Below are 19,679 nucleotides of genomic sequence, written 5' to 3' on the forward strand. Positions count from 1 at the left end.
GGTCGTCCATCGGGTCGACCGGCACGTAGTATTCCTCGATCTTGGTGCTGTTCACTTGTTCTCACCACCCGACGTGGTGCTGGTGGAGGACAGGCCGCCGAAGCCGAAGCCACGACGTGCGGGGGCCGGCGCCGGAGCAGTTTCGGTGATGGCCGGAGCGGCGGCAGGCGTGCCGGCACCGACGGTCGCGAAGCCCTTGCGGCCGCCGGAGATCTCCTCCGCCTTGTTCACCTTGACGGTGGACTGCTCGGCCTGGTGACGCGGCTTCATGTGGAGGTAGTACGTCGTCTTGACGCCCTTCTCCCACGCCGCGTAGTAGATGTCCATCATGTCGCCGAGGTCGCGCGTCTCGAGGTACATGTTGCGGCTGATCGCCTGGTCGATCCACTTCTGCGCACGGGCCGCGACCTCGATGAAGGAGTACGGCGAGAGCTGGAAGCTCGTCTTGAAGGTGGCCTTCACCTCGTCCGGGATCTCGGCGATGTTCTGGATGTCGCCCTGCGAACGCAGGATCGCCTCACGGACGTCCTGCCACAGGCCACGCTCCTGCAGCGCCTCGACCAGGTTGCGGTTGACCTCGAGGAACTTGCCCGACGAGGTCGCCCGGCTGAAGATCTGCGAGAACTGCGGGTCGAAGCCGGGCGTGGTGCCCGCGACGAGACCGATGGACGCGGTCGGCGCGATGGCCATGAGGGTCGCGTTGCGCATCCCGCCCTTGACCTTCTCGCGCAGGCGGTCCCAGTCGAGGCGGATGGTGCGGTCGACCGTGATCGGGACGCCGCGGTCGGCCTCCGTGAGGGCGATCGAGTCGTAGGGCACGAGACCCTTCGACCAGCGCGACCCCTCGAAGTTCGGGTACGCGCCGCGCTCCTGCGCCAGGTCGGCGCTCTCGTCGATGGCGGCGTACGAGACGTGCTCCATGATCTCGTCGATCAGGGCGTACGCCTCCTCGCTCTCGTAGCTGATGCCGAGGCGCTCGACGATGTCGGTGAAGCCCATCACACCGAGACCGATCGCGCGGTTCTGCTGGTTGGAGAAGTCGGCCTCGTCGACGCTCGACACGGTGATGTCGATCAGGTTGTCGAGCTGGCGCACCGCCTGGCGTGCGCTCGCCTCGATGCGCTCCCAGTCCATCTTCCCGTCGACCAGGTGGCGCGAGAGGTTGATCGACGCCAGGTTGCAGACCGAGACGTTGTCGCGGTCCTGCGGCAGCGTGATCTCGGTGCACAGGTTGGAGAGGTGGATGGTGCCGGTGTTGTTGTTGAGGGCACGGTTGTTGATCGTGTCCTTCCAGGTCAGCCACGGGTGGCTGGTGGTCTGGAGGCTCATCAGGATGTCCTTGAACTGCGCGCGGGCGCTGATCTTCTTGAACATCCGCAGGTTGCCGGCCTCGGCCTCGGCCACGTAGTGGGCGTAGCGCTCGGAGAACGCCTTGCCGTAGAGCTCGTTGAGGTCGCCGACCTCCAGCGGGTCGAAGAGGTACCAGTCCTCGTCGTTCTGGACGCGCTTCATGAACTCGTCGCTGATCCACACGGCGGTGTTCGCCGTGCGGGTGCGGCGGTAGGGGTCGCCCGAGTTCTGGCGCAGGTCCAGGAACTCCGGGAAGTCCATGTGCCAGTTCTCCATGTAGAAGCAGAGGGCGCCGAACTTCTTGCCGCCGCGGCTGACCGCGCGGAGCACCGAGTCGATCGTGTGCATAAAGGGGATGGGGCCGGTCGAGGTGGTGTTGTTCGAGCGGATGGGCGAGCCCTGCGCACGAAGCTTCGTGACCGCGAGGCCGATGCCGCCGGTGCCCTTGGTCAGCCACATGACGTCGCGCACGCTCTTCGCGATGTGCTCGATGTCATCCTGCATCTCCATGACGAAGCAGTTGGAGAGCTGCGGGTACGCCGTGCCTGCGTTGACCAGAGTGGATCCGGCGGCCAGGTACTCGAGCTTCGACATCTTGTCGTAGAACGCGATCGCGTGGCTGGTGGGGTCGGCCTCGTTGAGGGAGAGGCCCATCGCGATGCGCATCCAGAAGAACTGCGGCACCTCGAGCGAGTCGCCGTTGCGCGCCTTGATGCCGTAGCGGTTGTTGAGGGTGACGACGCCGATGTACTTCAGGAGCTCGTCGCGCGACGGGTCGAGGTACCCCGCGAGGCGGTCGAGGTCGAAAGCGGTGGTGAAGCGGCCGTCGAGGAGCGTCTCGGAGACGCCGCGCTCGATGTAGCCGCGGAAGCGGGAGGTGTGGAGCTCGACGAGCTCGTCGTGGCTCTCGTAGTCGCCGAGGACGCGCTTGTAGATCGTCTTGAGGAGGAGGCGTGCGGCGACGGTGTCGAACGCGGGGTCGTCCTTGACGTTCTGGAGGGCGACCTGGATGACCGCCTCGTCGAGCTGCTGCGTCGTGATGCCGTCGAACAGAGTGAGCTCGAGCTCGCTCGCGATCTGCGTCACCCACGTGATGTTGTCGTCCAGACCCTGGGCCGCGTTCTCGATGGCCAGGTTGATCTTGTTGGCGTCGTACGGCTCCCGCTCGCCGTTCCGCTTCACGACTGTGATACCCACTGTCTCTCCCTCTTCGATGTGCCGCCTGAGCGGCTGAAATCCCCGCCGAACCGTGCCCTCTCGCATCGTGGGAAGGCTGACCGGCTCTGTGTGCTCGACCACTATATAGCGGGGGTCCGACATTTCCATTCCCCCACATCTAGTGGGCGTGTCGTCCACAGGTGGGGAGAACTTATGCACAGTTTCCACACCCCGCGAAGTGGGGATAGCGCCCTGTGGAGACTCCCCGGAACCGCTCCGCGGACCGATAGTGTGGATGGCTGTGAGCACCTATTCGAGCCTCCTGAAGACGCCGGGCGTCGCCCGCATCATCGCGGCTCAGCTCACCGCGCGCTTCCCGTTCGGGATGCTCTCGCTCGCCTTCCTCCTCCACATCGAGCGGGTCCACGACTCCTACGGTGCGGCAGGCCTGGTGCTCGGGGCGATGAGCATCGGCCAGGCGATCGCCGGCCCGATGACCAGCCGGCTCATGGGCGTGCTCGGGATGCGCGTCGTGCTGTGGACGACCCTCGGGTTCTGCTCCGCGGCGGTCGCGGCGATCGGCATCTTCGTGATGCCCATCCCGCTGACCATGGGCGTGGCGTTCTTCGCGGGACTCAGCATGCCGCCCATCCAGCCGGCCGTGCGCACGATCTACCCCAAGATGGTGAACTCGCGGCAGCTCACCCCGCTGTTCTCGCTCGATGCATCGGCCCAGGAGATCATCTGGATCGCCGGCCCCGTCGCGATCACGTTCGTCTCGACCCAGCTCGGCACGGTCGAGGGCATCCTCATGTCAGTCGCCATCATGCTGGCCGGCGGCTGCTGGTTCATCTCCTCCCCGGAGGTCGGGCGGGTGCGCATCCCGCGCAGCAAACGGCGGTTCGGGACGGTGCTGGCGCGGCCGCCCGTGCTGCTCGCGACGGTCGTCGGGTTCCTGCTCATCGGCTCGTGCTCCGCGGTCGAGGCGGGTGTCGTCGCGACGTTCGGCGACGGTTCGCCCCTCGCCGGCATCGTGCTCGCCATCTGGTCGCTCGGGTCGCTGGTGGGCGGCCTGGCGTTCGGCCACATCCCGATCGGGCCGTGGGCGACCGCTCGGCGCATGCTGATCGTGTTCATCGGCGTCGTGCTCTCGTCCTTCATGCTCTGGTCGTGGTGGGGCCTGTCGCTCACCCTGCTGATCGCCGGCGTGGGTATCGCGCCCGCCCTCGCGGTGCTGTTCGCCATCGTGTCGGCGAGCGTGAAGTTCTCGGACACGGCCGAGGCGTACGGCTGGGTCGGCACCGGCCAGCTCATCGGCGCGGCCCTCGGGTCGGCGCTTGCAGGGTTCCTCATCGACGGCGTCGGACCGGTCGGAGCCTTCTGGGTCGCCGGGGCCTTCGCCGCGGTCGGCTTCGTGGTCCCCGCCCTCGCGCACCGCATCCACCCGGACCTCCGCGGCCGCGACGCGTCCCCCATCCCCGACACGGAGCCCGTCCCGGTCCAGCCCTCCTGACCGGCGCGCGGGCGTCAGTCGGTGTCATCCCGTGCGGTCCCGGGCTGTCCCGTCCCATACTCCTCCGCGTCCCCGTTCCCTCCCTCCATCCGCGAGTTGCGACAAGACGTCGCAACTCGACGGAGATAACCGCAACGACTCACCACTCGATCTCGGCTTGTGGAGAGATCGGAACGTTTATTGCCGGACCACGGCAAGGTGTGGGCATGGGCCGTACCGCTGATCCCCTTCCCCGCCAGCTCTCACGAGCGCCGTTCCGCACCTCCGACGCCGCCCTCCTGGGCGTCTCGCCAGCCCGATTGCGCGCTCGCGACCTGACGCGACCCGTTCGAGGCGTCCGCGCACCCGCCGACGCCGACCTCGTCGCCCGCTGCCAGGCGCTGCTCCTTCATCGCACGGATTTCGCTTTCAGCCATGCGACCGCGGCTCGTCTCTACTGCGCACCGCTCCCGCATACGCTCGAGAACGAGTGCCGCATCCACGTCACCGTCGAGGCGCCGTTGCGCGCTCCGCAGATCGCCGGTGTCTCAGGTCATGTCGCGCGCGGGGTGGCGATACTCGATCTCCGCGGACTACCGCTGACATCGCCGGAACAGACGTGGCTCGCTCTCGCCGCTGACTTGCGTCGGGAGCAGTTGATAGCGGTGGGCGACTACTTCCTCATGCATAAGCTAGTCACTCCCGAGTCTCTCGCAAGCGAGCTTGAGTCATGCACAGGTCGGCGTGGGATGGCGACAGCGCGCTGCGCCCTCCCCCTCGTTCGGTCAGGTTCGGAGTCACCGGCGGAGAGCCTGCTGCGCGTTATCCTCTCCGATGCGGGCATGGAGCCGCCTTCCCTCAACCACCGCATCCACGAGCGCGACGGGAGTTTCGTCGCGCGGGTCGATCTGGCGTATCCCGAGCGGAGACTCGCACTCGAGTATGAGGGCGATCACCACCGCACCGACCGAGGCCAATGGCATAAGGACATCGACCGTCAGAGTCGGCTCGAGGACCTCGGCTGGCGGGTGATCCGCGTGACCGCCGCGGACGTGGCCGCTCCGGCGTCTCTGCTGGCCCGGTTGCAGCGTGCCGTCCTCGGCCAATGGTGAGTAGATGTCCAAATTTCGCCCGAGTGGCGACCTGATGTCACCACTCGGCCGGGCGCGCGCAGCGCTACCAGCGAGGGTGGACGGCGGCGCGGAAGTGGTCGTCGTAGATGCGGTGGACTCCGGCGTCGAAGGCGTCGGGGAGGCGAGCGGATGCGGCGGCCGCGTTCGCGCGCGCCTGCTCCGGCGAGCGCGCACCCGGGATGACCGTGGTGACACCGTCCTGGGCGACGATCCAGGCGATCGCGGCCTGGGCGGGCGTCGCGCCTTCCGGGACCAGCTCGACAAACTCGCGCGCCGCCTTCACTCCCTCTGCGAAGTCCACGCCCGAGAAGGTCTCGCCCACATCGAACGCCTCGCCGTGGCGGTTGTAGTTGCGGTGATCGTCCGCGGCGAAGGTCGTCTGCTCGGTGTACCGGCCGCTCAGCAGCCCGGAGGCGAGCGGCACGCGGGCGATGATCCCGACGCCGGCCTCCCGCGCCGCGGGAAGCACCCGGTCGAGCGGCTTCAGTCGGAACGCGTTCAGGATGATCTGCACGGTCGCCGTCCCCGGGCGGGCGATCGCGGCGAGGGCCTCATCCGCCGTTTCCACGCTGACGCCGTAGTTCTCGATCGCGCCCTCCTCGACGAGCGTGTCGAGGGCGTCGTAGACCGCATCCGTCGAGAAGACGGGCGTGGGCGGGCAGTGCAGCTGCACGAGGTCGAGCCGGTCGACGCCGAGGTTCCGCCGCGAGCGGTCGGTCCACTCGCGGAACTTCTCGAGCGTGAAGTTCGCCGGGTCCTGGGCTTCGCGCCGTCCCATCTTGGTGGCGACGGTCAGGGGCAGTTCGGGATGCTCGGTCACGAATCGCCCGATGATCTGCTCGCTGCGGCCGTCGCCGTACACATCGGCCGTGTCGAAGAAGGTGACTCCGGACTCGGCGGCCGCTTCGAGCACGCCGAGCGCGTCCTCTTCCGAGACGTCGCCCCAGTCCGCTCCGAGCTGCCACGTGCCGAGTCCGACGACCGACACCTCCCGACCGGTTCCACCGAGGATGCGCTGTTCCATGCTTCCAGCCTATGCCGCGCCCGTCGTGTCGACCGCTCCGACCCCGGCGTCCCCGATCCCACCGGTCCCGGGCCACCATGCCGGCGTGAGCCGCCGCACCAACGAGAGGAACGCATCCACGTCCCGTGGGCGCGGTCGCGTGAGCCAGGCGTCGATCGCGCCGATGGTGCCGTCGGCGAGGTACCGCGAGATCGCCTCGCGCTCGATCTCGTCGCGGGCCGGCACGACCACGCTGTGCTGCTCCAGCAGCAGGTTGATGGACCCTTGGAAGTGCTCGCTGAGCATCGCGTGGAGGCTGGCCGTCCCGCTCTCGGCCCCGAGGCCCCGCCGGTAGATGACGTCGTAGTGGTCGACATGCCGGAGCACAGCGCGCGTGACGGCGACGACGGCGGCGGCCGCGTCCCGCGGCTCCACGTCGACGAGGTGCTCCGCACGCAGCGCGTCGAGCTCGGCGCGAAGCACGCGTTCCAGGAGGTCGGCGGGTGAGGAGGCGTACTCGTAGACGGTCGAACGGTGCACTCCGGCCTCCGCCGCGAGCGCGGACACGGTCACGTCGGTGACCGGCATCCGCGAGGCGAGGTCGAGGATCGTGGCGCTCAGCCGGGTGAGCGTCTTCTGTTGGCGTGCGTCCACCGAACGATCGTACAATGGAGTTATCCGACAGCTGTCGGATAACGAAAGGAGTTTTCCCATGGCTCAGTACGACGTCGCCGACCGGTCCGCCATCGTGACCGGAGGCGGCTCGGGTATCGGCCGCGCCATCGCTCTGACCCTCGCGGCGAGCGGTGCTTCGGTTCTCGTCACCGACCTGAACGAGGCGAACGCGAAGGCGGTGGTCGCCGAGATCGAGGCCGCCGGCGGGACGGCCGCAGCGCTCGCGGGCGATGTGACCGACCCGGAGTTCGCGCAGGCAAGCGTCGCCGCCGCGAACGAGCTCGCTCCCCTGCGCATCGCGGTCAACAACGCCGGCATCGGAGGCGCCTCCGCCCCGGTCGGCGACTATCCGCTCGATTCCTGGCGCGCGGTCATCGAGGTGAACCTCAACGCCGTGTTCTACGGCATGCAGCCCCAGCTCGACGCGATCGGCGCCAATGGCGGCGGCGCGATCGTGAACATGGCCTCCATTCTGGGAAGCGTCGGCTTCGCGAACTCCTCCGCCTACGTCACCGCGAAGCACGCGCTGCTCGGCCTGACGCAGAATGCGGCCCTGGAGTACGCCGGCAAGGGCGTCCGCGTGGTCGCGGTTGGCCCCGGCTTCATCCGCACCCCGCTCGTCGCCTCGAACATGGATGCGGACGCGCTGAGCTTCCTGGAGGGCAAGCACGCCCTGGGTCGGCTCGGTGAGCCGGAGGAAGTCGCGGCGCTCGTCGCCTTCCTCGCCTCCGACGCCGCGAGCTTCATCACGGGCAGCTACCACCTGGTCGACGGCGGCTACACGGCTCAGTGATCCGTCCACAGGCGCCGCTTATCCACAGCTGCGCCCGAGGACTGCCGCGCTCGGTCACGCTCCCCTACTCTGAGGATCGTGACCGAGCACCCCGCCCCCGCACCCGCTGACCCGCTGACCGACGAACTCCTGGCCCGCATCCGGGAGCGTGCGGCGGGCTACGACCGCGACAACCGCTTCTTCACGGAAGACTTCGCCGAACTGGCCGACGCCGGCTATCTGAAGGCGCTCGTGCCTACGGAGTTCGGTGGGCTCGGACTGAGCCTGCAGCAGACCGCGCGGCTCCAGGTTCGACTGGCGGGTGCCGCACCGGCGACGGCGCTCGCGGTGAACATGCACCTGGTCTGGACCGGCATCGCGAAGACCCTTCACGACCGCGGTGACGTCTCGCTCGAATTCGTCCTCCGTGAAGCGGGTGCGGGCGAGGTCTTCGCTTTCGGACTGAGCGAGGCGGGCAACGACCTCGTCCTGTTCGGCTCCACGACCGAGGCCCGACCAGAGCCCGACGGGTCGTACCGCTTCCACGGCCGCAAGATCTTCACCTCCCTCTCCCCCGCGTGGACGCGCCTGGGCACGATGGGGCTCGACAGCACCAGCCCCGACGCGCCCAAGATCGTGTACGGCTTCATCGAGCGCACCGGCGGCGGCTTCGAGATCCGGGAGGACTGGGACACGCTCGGGATGCGCGCGACGCAGAGCAACACGACGGTGCTGGACGGAGCGCCCGCGCCCGCCGACCGCATCGTGAGGCGGCTCGACCCCGGGCCGAACCCCGATCCGCTGGTGTTCGCGATCTTCGCCAACTTCGAGATCCTGCTCGCCGCGGTTTACACCGGCATCGGCGCGCGTGCCCTGGAGCTCGCGGTCGAGGCGGCTCACCGGCGCACGAGCCTGAAGAACGAGGGCCGCAGCTACGCGAACGATCCGGACATCCGGTGGAGGGTCGCCGAGGCGGCCATCGAACAAGACGCCTTACTCCCCCAGCTGGATGCTCTCGCCGGCGACGTGGATGCGCTCGCCGACCACGGGCGACTGTGGTTTCCGAAACTGGTCGGCCTGAAGGTACGCGCCACCGAGACGGCCCGCCGCGTGGTCGATCAGGCCATCCGTGTCTCCGGCGGCTCGACCTTCTTCGCGGGCAACGAGCTCGGACGCCTGTACCGGGATGTGCTGGCCGGCCTCTTCCACCCGTCCGATGCGGAGTCGGCCCACAACACGGTCGCCAATGCCTGGCTCGGGCCGGTCGAGGACTAGCCGCGGCACGGAGGGAGCAGCGACCATGAAGGAGATCACCGCGCGACACTTCGCCGAGCGCCTCGAGCGCGGGGCCACTCAGGCGCACGCGGCAGGATTCGACGGACTCGTCGTCGCGCCCGGTCCGGACCTCGCCTACTTCGCCGACTACCTGCCGGTGGCGACGACCGAGCGCATCACTCTGCTGGTGATTCCGGCCGAAGGCGAGCCGACCATGCTCGTGCCCGCGCTGGAGCACGGAGGTGCGGCGGAGACCCGCGCGGCCGGCGCCATCCGGCTCATCGACTGGGCGGACGGCGAGGACGAGTACGTTCCTGCGGCCGCGTTGCTCCGACCGGACGGTCGCTACGCGATCTCCGACTCGACGTGGGCGATGCATCTCCTCGGCCTGCAAGAGAAGCTGCCAGCAGCGCGCTTCGCGGCGATTTCCACCGCCCTGCCGCTCCTCCGGGCGGTGAAGACCGCTGACGAGGTGGACCGGCTTGCTGCCGCGGGGGCCGCGGCCGACGCCACGTTCGAAGACGTCCTGCGGCTGCCCTTCGCCGGACGCGCCGAGCGAGACCTGGCGGCCGAACTCGACCGACTGCTCCGCGAGCACGGTCACACACAGGTCGATTTCACGATCGTCGCCTCGGGACCCAACGGAGCAGATCCTCACCACGAGCCCGGCGGGCGCACGATCGCCGACGGCGACATGGTGGTGCTCGACTTCGGAGGCCTGCTCGATGGATACGGCTCCGACACCACACGCACAGTGCACGTCGGCGAACCGACCGACGAAGAGCACGAGGTCTTCGAAGTCGTCAAGCGAGCACAGCAGACCGCGTTCGAGGCGGTCGCAGTCGGTGTCCCATGTCAGGAGATCGACCGAGCCGCGCGCCGTGTCATCCGGGATGCCGGCTACGGCGAGTTCTTCATCCACCGGGTCGGGCACGGGATCGGCGTGACGACGCACGAACCGCCGTACCTGGTCGAGGGAGAAGAGCGTCCCATCGAAGCCGGGATGTGCTTCTCCATCGAACCGGGAATCTACCTGCCGGGACGATTCGGCGTCCGCATCGAGGACATCGTCGTTGCTGCAGAGGACGGCGCACATCGCCTGAACAACTCGAGCCGGGAACTGCACATCGTCGGGTGAGGCCGGTCGGCCGAGCTGGGTCGGGCGAGGTCGCGTCGGCTGAGGTCGGCCTAGCGGGTCGGGCGCTCCAACGCCGCAGGAGCGGCTTCCGCACTCCGCCGCCGCCGGGCGATCGGAAGGGCCACGAGGCGCCACCCGACGAGGAACACGCCCAGCACGACCGCGGCGACCGCGATGAAAGACGGCTGCACACCCTGCCCCGCGGAGGTGCGGATCAGCATCCCGACGGCGACGGTCATCAGCCACACGGGGATGCCGGTCCAGACGATGGCGAGAGGACGGCGCCACGCCCAGGTGACCAGCCATCCCACGAGCAGCCCGACCAGGAACGGCCAGAGCGTCTCGGCGATGCCGGACACGGTGGTCGCCTCAGCGTGGCTGCGCCTGCCGACCAGCACGAAGAGGGTCACGAATGCCGCGTCTATGACGAATGCGGCCAGCGCGGTCCTCCAAGATTTCACGGGCTCCAGGCTACGCGGAGACCCCCGAGCATTCCCTGGGCGGCACCCGTGTTGATACCGAGGGTTATGCACAATCGGCAGGTTGTCCACAGATGCGACGGCGCCTCGACACGGCGTCCGTGGCCGCTCATTAGACTGACCGCTGTCCGCCGCCGAGCCCGGGAGCCCCGTTGCCGAATTTCGACTTCCTCAGCCAGCCCGCGCTGCCCCGGCCGGAGGTGACGCTGGAGGACGCAGCGACGATTGCCGCCTCATACTTTGGTCTCGAGGGCATCGTCACTGAGCTGGGAAGCAACCAGGACCGCAACTTCCGCATCGACACGGGCACCGACCGCTACGTGCTCAAACTGGCGAATCCGGTCTTCGCAGCCGATGAGCTCCTGGCCCAGAACGCGGCGCTCACCGCCCTCACCGGCTCCGGCATCCGCATCCCCGACGTCATCCGTTCACGTACCGGCGAGGAGCTCGTCGCGGTCGACGTGCGCGGCGTCACGCTTCAGGTGCGCGTCCTCCGCTACCTCGATGGCGACCCGCTCACCGACGTGGACCGGCCGTCGCGGGAGCAGCTGCGCACTCTCGGCACCCTCGCCGGACGAGTGGCCGCCGGGCTCGCCGGACTGCGGCACCCGGGGCTCGACCGCACGACGCAGTGGGATGCTCGGATCAGCGGCGAGGTGGTCGACCTGCTGCTCGAGCACGTCTCCCAGCCCGCCAAACGTACCGTCGTCCGGGAGGCGACGGATGCGGCGCTCGCTCGCCTGCGGCCGCTGCGTGAGCGGCTGCGCATCCAGGCGGTCCACGGCGACGTCACCGATGACAACATCGTGCTCGGTGACGGCGGCCCCGGCGTCATCGACTTCGGCGACGTCGCCGACGGCTGGCTCGTCGCCGAACTGGCCGCGACGGTCACGAGCGCGCTGCACCACGTTCCGGACGATCCGCTCGCCGTGCTGGAGGTGGTGGACGCCTTCCACGCCGAGGCCCCGCTCGACGATGCCGACCTCGCCGCTCTCTGGCCGCTGGTGGTCCTGCGCGGCGCCGTGCTGGTCGTCAGTGGTGAGCAGCAGGTCGCGCTCGAAGCCGACAACGCCTACGCCGCCGAGAACCGTGCGCACGAGTGGGTCGCGTTCGACGTAGCCCGCCGGCTGGATGCGGATGAAGTGGAGACACTCGTCCGCGCCCGGCTCGCCGCACAGCGGACCCCATCGACCACGCTGCCGCCGCTGGAGCGCCTCGTCCCCCTCGACAGCACTCCGGCGAACCTCGCCGACCTGTCCGTCCTCTCCCGTGACCTCGACGCCGGAGTCTGGCTCCGGTCCGATGCGGAGCACGCGACCCTCGCCCGCATCTGCCGTGAGCACGGCCACGCCGTGACCCGCTACGGAGAAGCCCGCCTGACGCGGGCACTGCCCGACCGCTCCCTTCCCTCGGCGACGGTCGCCCTCGCCGTGACCGTCGAGGCTCCGACGGGCGTGGACGTCACCGCTCCGTTCGACGGTGAGCTCGCGCGCGCCGCCTGCTCCTGGCTCCTCCGGGGCGAGGGCGTCGACCTGTGGCTCGATGGTCTGACACGGCCGCTCACGACGGCCACCGTCACCGCCGGTGAGCCGATCGGAACGGCCGTACGCCTCACCGTGCAACTGAGCACGCTGAGCGGTCAGCGACCTCCCGCGCTCGTCACGCCGACCCTGCCCTTCGACCGCTGGGCCGCCGTCTCCCCCGACCCATCCGCGCTGTTCGGGATCGACCTCGCCGTCACCGCGCCGGATGAGGGGGAAGCTCTGGCCCGGCGGGATGCGACCTTCGCGGCCGTGCAGGAGCACTATTTCGCGCATCCACCGCTCATCGAGCGCGGCTGGCGCCATCACCTCGTCGACACGCGCGCGCAGAGCTACATCGACATGGTCAACAACGTCACACAGATCGGCCACGGGCACCCACGACTGGTGGAAGCGGTGCGCGATCAGTGGGCGCGGCTCAACACGAACTCGCGCTTCCACTACGACGAGCTGTCGCGCTTCACCGAGCGCCTGGCGGAGATCGCTCCGGAGGGGCTCGACACCGTGTTCCTCGTCAACAGCGGCAGCGAGGCGGTCGACCTGGCGCTCCGGCTGGCGCAGATCCACACCGGTCGCCGCACCATCCTCGCGGTCACCGAGGCGTACCACGGCTGGACGATGGCCTCCGATGCGGTCTCCTCTTCCCTCGGTGACAACCCGCGAGCCCTCGAGACGCGGCCCGACTGGGTGAAGCTGGTCGCGGCCCCGAACTCGTTGCGCGGCATCCATCGCGGCCCGGATTCCGCCGCGGCGTACCTCACCGATCTGGATGCCGATCTCGCACACCTCGAAGCGGCAGGCACGGAGGTCGCCGGCTACATCGCGGAGCCGGTGTTCGGCAACGCGGGCGGACTGATGCTGCCGGACGGCTACCTGACCGGGGTCTACGAGCGCATCCGGGCGCGCGGCGGCGTCTGCATCGCCGACGAAGTGCAGGTCGGCTACGGCCGGCTGGGGCACTACTTCTGGGGCTCGGAACAGCAGGGCGTCGTACCGGACGTCATCACCGTCGCGAAGGCCATAGGCAACGGCCAACCGCTCGGCGCCGTCATTACGCGTCGCGAGATCGCGGAGTCGTTCGCCGCCGAGGGCAGCTTCTTCTCCTCGGCCGGCGGAAGTCCGGTCTCCGCAGCGGTCGGGCTCACCGTGTTGGATGTGATGCGCGACGAAGGCCTGCAGCAGAACGCGGCCATCGTGGGCGACCACCTCGCCGCGCGCCTGCGCGCCCTCGCCGAGCGGCATCCCCTCGTCGGCGCCGTGCACGGAATGGGGCTGTACCTCGGGATGGAGCTGGTACTCGACCGGGACGCCCTCGCCCCCGCGACAGCCGAGGCCGCAGTGGTGTGTGAGCGGATGCTCGCCGAGGGCTGCATCGTCCAGCCGACGGGCGACTACAAGAACGTCCTGAAGATCAAACCGCCGCTGTGCATCACGCGGGAGAGCGCCGACCGCTTCGTGGACGCGCTCGACCTGGTGCTGGCGACGCTGTAGGACGCAGCACCCGCGCCGCCTCCTGCGCGATGGCGCCGGCGACCGCATCCAACGCGCCCGATCGCAGCGACCACTGGTGCCAGTACAGCGGCACTTCCGCGACGCGCTCAGGGTCTAGCACGACCAGCGCGCCCTGCGCGACCAACGCGTCGGCCTGCAGGTCGGGCAGCAATCCCCATCCGATGCCGAGCACCGCAGCGTCGACGAACTGAGTGGATGCGGGGATGAGGTGCCGGGGCGGCCGCGCACCCGCGGCGAAGGCGTCGAGGTAGCGATCCTGAAGGGCGTCCTTGCGGTCGAATACCAGCACGGGCGCTGACGCCGCCGCCTGCGGCGTCCACCCGTCCGGGCACCAGCGGCGGACGAACGCGGGACTGGCGACGGCGCGGTAGGTCATGGACCCGAGCGGCCGGGAGGTGCACCCCTGCACGGGTTCGGCATCCGATCCGATCGCCGCCATCGCCGTCCCGTCGCGCAGCCGATCGAGCGTGTGCTCCTGGTCGTCGAGCATAACCTCGAAGGCGATGCCGTCCAGCCGCGCCAGGGCCGGGAGCACCCAGGTCGCGAACGAGTCCGCGTTGACGACGAGCGGGATGGGAGTCGCGGCCACCTGGTCGTCGCCGGCGAGGGCAGCGGCCGCCTCAGACTCCAGCAGGGTGAGCTGCCGTGCAAGCCGGAGCAGAACGCTCCCCGCGTCGGTGGACTCCACCGGCTTGCTCCGACGGACGAGCACGCGCCCGCTCTGCTCCTCCAGCGCTTTGATCCGCTGACTGACGGCGGAGGGCGTGATGTGAAGCACGGCGGCGGCCGCCTCAAAGGTTCCGCCGTCGACGACGGCCGCGAGAGTTCGGAGCTGTTCGACGTTGGCAGCCATGAAGCCACACTAATGCACCATAAGAAACATGAGCTGTACTTAGCCACGACCACGACCTACCGTCGAAGGGTGCTCGCAACATTCTTCACCGGCCTCGGCTCAGCCGCCTCCCTCATCATCGCCATCGGCGCGCAGAACGCGTTCGTGCTCCGCCAAGGGATACGGCGCCAGCACGTGCTCCCCGTCGTGGTGATCTGCGTGCTCAGCGACGCCATCCTGATCGCTGCGGGCGTCGCGGGAATCGGCGTGCTCGTGAAGAGCGCGCCGCTGGCCCTCGAGATCGTGCGCTGGGCCGGCTTCGCGTTCCTGGTGGGCTACGCCGTCTTCGCCGCGCGGCGGGCGCTGAGACCTGAGTCCCTGACCACGTCGGGCGCGGTCGCAGGCTCGCTCGCCGCAGCCATCGGCACCTGCCTGGCGATCACCTGGCTGAACCCCCACGTATACCTCGACACGGTGCTCCTCCTCGGGTCGCTCTCCGCCTCGAATGGGGACCCGGGCCGCTGGGTCTTCGGGGCAGGCGCAGCCACGGCGAGCCTGCTCTGGTTCGGCATCCTCGGATTCGGAGCGCGGTTCGCCGCCCCGGTCTTCGCCAAGCCGATCGCCTGGCGCATCCTCGACGGCGGGATCGCGGTGCTCATGCTCGTGCTAGCTGTGCTGCTCGTCGTCTGAGCAAACGCCGAACGGGCAACAAACGAAAAAAGCCGCCCGATACGGGCGGCCTTTCCGGTGATGGTGGAGCTAAGGAGATTCGAACTCCTGACCTCTTCGATGCGAACGAAGCGCGCTACCAACTGCGCCATAGCCCCGGGAACTGCTTAGAAAGACTAGCACCCCACGCGGGTCCAGTCGAAATCGAGCGACGCTCAGCTGGCGGCCCGGCGGCGACGCAGGACAGCATCCAGATCCAGGCTCCCGGTGTCCGCGTCGTCCAGGATTCCCATGCTCGCGTAACGGCTCGGGACGGGCGCCGCGGAGGCGGCGACAACGGCAACGGCAACGGGAGTAGCGGCGACGGCGACCGGCGCAGCCGCACCAGCGGCCGGTGCAGCCGGCGCGACCGCCACCGGACGCAACGGCACCGGCGCAGGCGCGGGCGCTTCCGCCTCTGCGGCCTTGCGCTCGAAGTCCGCGCGGGCGGCCGCGCGGCGCAGTTCCGCCGCTGCATCCACCGACGCCATCGCGGCGGCTGCAACGGTCCCCGGCGACAGGTGCAGCGGTTTCGGCAGCGGCCGGGGCGTCCAGCTCTGACGCAGGCGCTCCTGCACAGGCACGTCGTGCTGGGCGTGGTCGTAAAGCTCAGGCGCAACCACCGAGGTGCGCACCAGAGGCTGAGCGGCGCCGACGGGCTGCTGCGACCGCGCCAGGCGCCCGAGCATCCACCCGGACAGTGCCACAGCTCCGGCGGAGACCATCGCCAGCAGTGCGGCGCCGGTCTCGAAGAGGACGACGGTTCCCGAGACGAGCCCGATCAGTCCGGCCACCAGCACGAGGGTCGAGAGCCCGCGGGCCCGGCGGAGCCGCTTGCGGCGCTGCGGCGACAGCGCGGGCTTGGCCGTCGCGGTCGCCAGCACACGCGCCCGCTGGGCCGCGGCCGCGCGTGCCGCCCGCTCCATGGCGATCGCCTCCGCTGCCGCACGCTCCGCCTCCTCGGCGGCGCGACGGCGCTCCTCGGCGATCGCCTGCTCCCGGCGGGCGTGAGCGGCGGCCTCTGCGCGCGCGGCGGCGAGGGTCTTCTGCTCGGACCTGCGCAGGATGCGCTGCTGCTCGGCGACGGTGCGGGCGGTCGCCTCCATGCGCACCTCGTCGGGCAGCTCGCTGGTCTCGGCGAGGATGCGCAGCGTCTGCTGGAGCCGCACGGCGTTGCGCTCCGTCGCCAGGTACTCGCGGCGGCGCAGCCACACCGGGACAAGATAGGCCAGCCAGAGGGCGGCCGCTATGGCGACGACGACCCCACCGCCCATCACATCCCCGTTCATGACCTCTACGGTAGGGGCGGCGGCGCTCTGCCTCCGTGACGCCGGAGGGTGTGTCACGCGATCAGCGCCCTCCCAGCGGATGCTCGGGCTGCCGATCGGCGGACTGCCGATGCCGGGTGACAGCTCAGCGGTGGCGGGCGATCGGCAGCGGGACGGCGGCGGCCGCGCGGTCCTCCGCAGGGACGACCGCCGCATCCGCCGGCACGTTCCCGTCGAGCCAGCGACGCAGGACGCCCTGGCTCAGCTCTTCCGTCACGAGCCCGAAGCAGAAGTGGTCGCGCCAGTCGCCGTTGATGTGGATGTAGCGCCGGCGCAGCCCCTCGTAGCGGAAGCCGAGCTTCTCCACCACGCGCAGGCTCGGCCCGTTCTCCGGCCGGATGCAGATCTCCATCCGGTGCAGGCCGAGCTGGTAGAAGCAGTAGTCCGTCGCCAGCGCGACGGCGGTCGGGGTGATGTTGTGGCCGGCGAACTCCTCCGCGACCCAGTATCCGATCGTTGCGCTCGACAGCGAGCCGTAGGCGATGGACGAGACGTTCAACTGACCGGCCAGCCGGCCGTCCCACTCGACGATGAAGGGGAGGCCGTGCCCGGCTCGCGCGTTCGACAGCAGCGACCGGATGCTCGCGCGGGTGTCGAACGAACCGGGTGCGTACGGGCTCGTCGCCTCCCACTGCCGCAGCCAGCTGCGGTTGTCGAGCAGCGACCGCTCCAGCGGACGTGCGTCACGCAGGCGGATGGGACGCAACCCCACGCGACCCTCCGAGAGGGTGGGGACAACGAGCGCCACAGAGTCCTCCTTCGGCGGTCGTCAGCGCGACCGGTCGGAGAGCGTCTGGATGGGCCCGGTCGGGTCGGCGGGCATCTGCTCGACGAACTCCGTGGGCGCATCCCCCAGGTCGGCGGCGAACTCGCGCAGCCAGGGGCGCAGCTCCGGCCCAAGGTCTTCACGGTCGGACGCGAGGCGCACGATCGCCTTGATGTAGTCCAGACGGTCGCCGGTGTCGTAGCGGCGACCGCGGAAGACGACGCCGTAGACGCCGCCGGTCCAGTCGGGCGCCTCCGCCATCGACTGCAGGGCGTCCGTCAGCTGGATCTCTCCGCCGCGACCGGGCTCCGTGCGCTCCAGGACGTCGAAGACCTCCGGGCGCAGCACGTAGCGGCCGATGACGGCGTAGTTGGACGGCGCGTGCTCCTTGTCCGGCTTCTCGACGAGCCCTGTGATGCGGACGACGTCGTCCTCATCGGTGGCCTCGACGGCAGCTGCGCCGTACAGGTGGATGGAGTCGGGGTCGACCTCAAGGAGCGCGACGACGCTGGCGTGGCGCTCGGACTGCACGGTCAGCATCCGGCTGAGCAGCTCATCCCGCGCGTCGATGATGTCGTCGCCGAGGAGGACGGCGAACGGCACGCGCCCGACATGCATCTTGGCGCGCAGCACGGCGTGGCCGAGGCCCTTCGGGTCGCCCTGGCGCACGTAGTGCATGTCGGCCAGGGCGGTGGAGTAGTTGACCTTCTCGAGACGGTCGGTGTCGCCCTTCTTGGTGAGGGTCTCCTCGAGCTCGGCGTTGCGGTCGAAGTGGTTCTCGAGGGCGTTCTTGTTGCGGCCGGTGATCATCAGGACGTCGTGCAGGCCGGCGTCCACGGCCTCCTCGACCACGTATTGGATGGCGGGCTTGTCCACGACCGGAAGCATTTCCTTCGGCATCGCCTTCGTCGCCGGGAGGAACCGGGTTCCGAGGCCGGCTGCGGGGATCACTGCTTTCGTAACGCGGTCGTGATTTGCCATGCCGCCTACAGTATCCGCATTTCGGCGGCGCACAGGATGGCATCTCCTAGGATTGCCTCATGGACCCGGACACTGCCGCTCATCGCAAGCGCGCCCTGCGCGCCGAGCTCCGCGAGCGACGGCAGAACCTCACCAGCACCGAGCGCCAGAGCGCGACCGCCGGCCTCACCCGCAATCTGGTCGACCTCGCGACGGACCTCTCCGCGCGCTCCGTCTCCGCCTACCTGTCCACTCCGATCGAGCCTGACACCCGCCCGTTCCTGAACTGGGCGTACACGCAAGGCATTCGGGTGCTGCTTCCGATCTCGCGCGAGGACGGCCTGCTCGATTGGACTATCGGCGACGGCGAGAGCGAGACCGAGGGGCTGTACGGACTCCCGGAGGCGATCGGCGAACTCCTCGGACCGATCGCGATCAACGACGTCGACCTCATCCTCGTCCCGGCCGCAGCGGTCGATGCGAGCGGGATGCGGATGGGCTGGGGCCGCGGCTACTTCGACAAGACCCTCGGCAGCATGGAAAAATGTCCCCCGGTGTACGCCGTCCTGTTCGACGGCGAACTCGTGGACGAGGTGCCGCGCGAGCGTCACGACCAGCCGGTGGACGGTGCGGTCACCCCGACCCGGATCGTCCAGTTCACCTGACTCCCACGCGCAGCGGAAGAAGAATGCCCACCTACTCCTACTCGTGCCGCGACTGCGGCCACGCCTTCGACATCCAGCAGGCCTTCACCGACGACGCCCTCACGGTGTGCCCGAACTGCGGCGGCTCGCTGCGCAAGGTGTTCGGCGCGGTCGGCGTGACGTTCAACGGCTCCGGCTTCTACCGGACGGACTCGCGCGGCGGGGCGAAGGGCGGGGGCTCGTCGGATTCGTCGGCGGCTAAGCCCGCGTCGGGCGCGTCTGCCCCGAGTTCGCCGGCCCCGTCGTCGTCTTCGTCTTCGTCGTCGTCTTCGTCGTCTCCGTCATCCACCCCGTCCTCCGGTTCGGCAGCGTAGAGAGGGATCACTGGTGCTCAAAGGCTTCAAGGAGTTCATCCTCCGCGGAAACGTCATCGACCTGGCCGTCGCCGTGGTCATCGGCGCGGCGTTCACGGGTGTCGTCACAGCGATCGTGAACAACCTGATCAATCCCCTGATCAGCGCGTTCTTCAAGGCGAGCGACCTGGACAACGCAATGGTCGTGACACTGAATAACTCCGACATCAAGTTCGGAGCGGTGGTAGGCGCGATCATTAACTTCCTGATCGTCGCCGTCGTCGTGTACTTCGTGTTCGTGTATCCCCTGAACCAGGTCAAGAAGCGCGCCGAGCGCCTGCGCAAGAAGGGCGTCGTCGAGCCGGAGGCACCCGTCACCGAGCTCGACCTCCTGTCGGAGATCCGCGACCTCCTCCAGGCGCAGCAGTCGCCGCCGCAGCCCGCCGGCAAGCACGCCGACCCGCTTCCGTAGCTCCTGTTTCAGGACCCTGCGGCCTGTGAGGTGCTCGCAGTGGCGCCCCGCTGCGGCGTGTCGCGTGCAACTACGAGCACCTCACCGC

Annotated in this window: 19 protein-coding genes and 1 tRNA gene; 10 read left to right on the forward strand and 10 right to left on the reverse strand. The window is 69.2% G+C overall.

Annotation, left to right across the window (positions count from 1 at the left end):
- Nucleotides 1-51 precede the first annotated feature (51 nt).
- Nucleotides 52-2,547 (reverse strand): ribonucleoside-diphosphate reductase subunit alpha, encoded by a 2,496-nt coding sequence (locus AB7E03_RS07045; protein WP_489940537.1) that lies wholly within the window; start codon nucleotides 2,545-2,547, stop codon nucleotides 52-54.
- 262 nt (nucleotides 2,548-2,809) lie between these two features.
- On the opposite strand from AB7E03_RS07045, the gene AB7E03_RS07050 reads away from it, so the two are divergent.
- Nucleotides 2,810-4,021: an MFS transporter gene (locus AB7E03_RS07050; protein WP_441782974.1), complete on the forward strand. Its 1,212-nt coding sequence runs from the start codon at nucleotides 2,810-2,812 to the stop codon at nucleotides 4,019-4,021.
- A gap of 242 nt (nucleotides 4,022-4,263) precedes the next feature.
- Here the strand turns inward: AB7E03_RS07050 and AB7E03_RS07055 are convergent, their stop codons facing one another.
- Entirely contained in the window at nucleotides 4,264-4,437 is a 174-nt protein-coding gene (locus tag AB7E03_RS07055) for a hypothetical protein (protein WP_489940538.1), read from the reverse strand.
- A 405-nt stretch (nucleotides 4,438-4,842) separates the two neighbouring features.
- On the opposite strand from AB7E03_RS07055, the gene AB7E03_RS07060 reads away from it, so the two are divergent.
- Nucleotides 4,843-5,112 carry an endonuclease domain-containing protein gene (locus tag AB7E03_RS07060; protein WP_489940539.1) on the forward strand — a complete coding sequence of 90 codons (270 nt, stop codon included), beginning with the start codon at nucleotides 4,843-4,845 and terminating at the stop codon, nucleotides 5,110-5,112.
- Nucleotides 5,113-5,176: 64 nt separating this feature from the next.
- On the opposite strand, the gene AB7E03_RS07065 is transcribed toward AB7E03_RS07060, so the two are convergent.
- Both AB7E03_RS07065 and AB7E03_RS07070 read right to left on the reverse strand, forming a co-directional pair.
- Nucleotides 5,177-6,157: an aldo/keto reductase gene (locus AB7E03_RS07065; RefSeq protein WP_489940540.1), complete on the reverse strand. Its 981-nt coding sequence runs from the start codon at nucleotides 6,155-6,157 to the stop codon at nucleotides 5,177-5,179.
- Nucleotides 6,158-6,166: 9 nt separating this feature from the next.
- On the reverse strand, nucleotides 6,167-6,790 hold the full coding sequence (locus AB7E03_RS07070; RefSeq protein WP_489940541.1) for a TetR/AcrR family transcriptional regulator: 624 nt from the start codon (nucleotides 6,788-6,790) through the stop codon (nucleotides 6,167-6,169).
- A 58-nt stretch (nucleotides 6,791-6,848) separates the two neighbouring features.
- On the opposite strand from AB7E03_RS07070, the gene AB7E03_RS07075 reads away from it, so the two are divergent.
- The 3 genes from AB7E03_RS07075 to AB7E03_RS07085 all read left to right on the forward strand — a co-directional run bounded on the left by AB7E03_RS07075 (nucleotide 6,849) and on the right by AB7E03_RS07085 (nucleotide 9,996).
- Nucleotides 6,849-7,604, forward strand: coding sequence for an SDR family NAD(P)-dependent oxidoreductase (locus tag AB7E03_RS07075; RefSeq protein ID WP_489940542.1), 756 nt, complete (start codon nucleotides 6,849-6,851; stop codon nucleotides 7,602-7,604).
- Between the two features lie 78 nt (nucleotides 7,605-7,682).
- Nucleotides 7,683-8,858 (forward strand): acyl-CoA dehydrogenase family protein, encoded by a 1,176-nt coding sequence (locus AB7E03_RS07080; RefSeq protein WP_489940543.1) that lies wholly within the window; start codon nucleotides 7,683-7,685, stop codon nucleotides 8,856-8,858.
- Between the two features lie 25 nt (nucleotides 8,859-8,883).
- Nucleotides 8,884-9,996, forward strand: a complete 1,113-nt coding sequence (locus AB7E03_RS07085) for an aminopeptidase P family protein (protein ID WP_489940544.1) — start codon at nucleotides 8,884-8,886, stop codon at nucleotides 9,994-9,996.
- Nucleotides 9,997-10,046: 50 nt separating this feature from the next.
- On the opposite strand, the gene AB7E03_RS07090 is transcribed toward AB7E03_RS07085, so the two are convergent.
- Nucleotides 10,047-10,457: a DUF3054 domain-containing protein gene (locus AB7E03_RS07090; protein WP_489940545.1), complete on the reverse strand. Its 411-nt coding sequence runs from the start codon at nucleotides 10,455-10,457 to the stop codon at nucleotides 10,047-10,049.
- A gap of 170 nt (nucleotides 10,458-10,627) precedes the next feature.
- Between AB7E03_RS07090 and AB7E03_RS07095 the strand changes: the two genes are divergently transcribed.
- Nucleotides 10,628-13,507 (forward strand): aminotransferase, encoded by a 2,880-nt coding sequence (locus tag AB7E03_RS07095; RefSeq protein ID WP_489940546.1) that lies wholly within the window; start codon nucleotides 10,628-10,630, stop codon nucleotides 13,505-13,507.
- On the opposite strand, the gene AB7E03_RS07100 is transcribed toward AB7E03_RS07095, so the two are convergent.
- Nucleotides 13,446-14,381 (reverse strand): LysR family transcriptional regulator ArgP, encoded by a 936-nt coding sequence (locus AB7E03_RS07100; protein WP_489940547.1) that lies wholly within the window; start codon nucleotides 14,379-14,381, stop codon nucleotides 13,446-13,448. The two genes, AB7E03_RS07095 and AB7E03_RS07100, sit on opposite strands and share 62 nt — an antisense overlap.
- A gap of 69 nt (nucleotides 14,382-14,450) precedes the next feature.
- Between AB7E03_RS07100 and AB7E03_RS07105 the strand changes: the two genes are divergently transcribed.
- Complete coding sequence (locus AB7E03_RS07105) at nucleotides 14,451-15,050, forward strand: LysE/ArgO family amino acid transporter (RefSeq protein ID WP_489940548.1); 600 nt, start codon at nucleotides 14,451-14,453, stop codon at nucleotides 15,048-15,050.
- Nucleotides 15,051-15,111: 61 nt separating this feature from the next.
- Here the strand turns inward: AB7E03_RS07105 and AB7E03_RS07110 are convergent.
- From AB7E03_RS07110 to galU, 4 genes are all read right to left on the reverse strand, one after another.
- Nucleotides 15,112-15,187 (reverse strand) — tRNA-Ala (locus AB7E03_RS07110).
- Nucleotides 15,188-15,244: 57 nt separating this feature from the next.
- A complete protein-coding gene (locus AB7E03_RS07115; protein ID WP_489940549.1) occupies nucleotides 15,245-16,357 on the reverse strand; it encodes a hypothetical protein in 1,113 nt (370 codons plus the stop codon).
- Between the two features lie 124 nt (nucleotides 16,358-16,481).
- On the reverse strand, nucleotides 16,482-17,144 hold the full coding sequence (locus AB7E03_RS07120; protein ID WP_441781618.1) for a GNAT family N-acetyltransferase: 663 nt from the start codon (nucleotides 17,142-17,144) through the stop codon (nucleotides 16,482-16,484).
- A gap of 21 nt (nucleotides 17,145-17,165) precedes the next feature.
- Nucleotides 17,166-18,143 (reverse strand): UTP--glucose-1-phosphate uridylyltransferase GalU, encoded by a 978-nt coding sequence (galU, locus tag AB7E03_RS07125; protein ID WP_489940550.1) that lies wholly within the window; start codon nucleotides 18,141-18,143, stop codon nucleotides 17,166-17,168.
- A gap of 59 nt (nucleotides 18,144-18,202) precedes the next feature.
- On the opposite strand from galU, the gene AB7E03_RS07130 reads away from it, so the two are divergent.
- Genes AB7E03_RS07130 through mscL form a run of 3 tightly spaced genes read left to right on the forward strand, consistent with a single transcriptional unit; the run spans nucleotide 18,203 to nucleotide 19,591 of the window.
- Nucleotides 18,203-18,787, forward strand: coding sequence for a 5-formyltetrahydrofolate cyclo-ligase (locus tag AB7E03_RS07130; RefSeq protein ID WP_489940551.1), 585 nt, complete (start codon nucleotides 18,203-18,205; stop codon nucleotides 18,785-18,787).
- Between the two features lie 23 nt (nucleotides 18,788-18,810).
- Nucleotides 18,811-19,140 (forward strand): FmdB family zinc ribbon protein, encoded by a 330-nt coding sequence (locus tag AB7E03_RS07135; protein WP_489940552.1) that lies wholly within the window; start codon nucleotides 18,811-18,813, stop codon nucleotides 19,138-19,140.
- A gap of 13 nt (nucleotides 19,141-19,153) precedes the next feature.
- Nucleotides 19,154-19,591, forward strand: coding sequence for a large conductance mechanosensitive channel protein MscL (gene mscL / locus AB7E03_RS07140; protein WP_489940553.1), 438 nt, complete (start codon nucleotides 19,154-19,156; stop codon nucleotides 19,589-19,591).
- Nucleotides 19,592-19,679: the final 88 nt, after the last annotated feature.

This window comes from Leifsonia sp. RCC_180 (assembly GCF_058138205.1).

Bases quoted from the DNA above. Each gene is read 5' to 3' on its own strand.
- AB7E03_RS07060 (WP_489940539.1), top strand. From the start codon at position 4,843: ATGGAGCCGCCTTCCCTCAACCACCGCATCCACGAGCGCGACGGGAGT.
- AB7E03_RS07135 (WP_489940552.1), top strand. From the start codon at position 18,811: ATGCCCACCTACTCCTACTCGTGCCGCGACTGCGGCCACGCCTTCGAC.
- AB7E03_RS07065 (WP_489940540.1), bottom strand. From the start codon at position 6,157: ATGGAACAGCGCATCCTCGGTGGAACCGGTCGGGAGGTGTCGGTCGTC.
- galU (WP_489940550.1), bottom strand. From the start codon at position 18,143: ATGGCAAATCACGACCGCGTTACGAAAGCAGTGATCCCCGCAGCCGGC.
- AB7E03_RS07130 (WP_489940551.1), top strand. From the start codon at position 18,203: ATGGACCCGGACACTGCCGCTCATCGCAAGCGCGCCCTGCGCGCCGAG.
- AB7E03_RS07075 (WP_489940542.1), top strand. From the start codon at position 6,849: ATGGCTCAGTACGACGTCGCCGACCGGTCCGCCATCGTGACCGGAGGC.
- AB7E03_RS07055 (WP_489940538.1), bottom strand. From the start codon at position 4,437: ATGGCTGAAAGCGAAATCCGTGCGATGAAGGAGCAGCGCCTGGCAGCG.
- AB7E03_RS07085 (WP_489940544.1), top strand. From the start codon at position 8,884: ATGAAGGAGATCACCGCGCGACACTTCGCCGAGCGCCTCGAGCGCGGG.
- AB7E03_RS07115 (WP_489940549.1), bottom strand. From the start codon at position 16,357: ATGAACGGGGATGTGATGGGCGGTGGGGTCGTCGTCGCCATAGCGGCC.
- AB7E03_RS07100 (WP_489940547.1), bottom strand. From the start codon at position 14,381: ATGGCTGCCAACGTCGAACAGCTCCGAACTCTCGCGGCCGTCGTCGAC.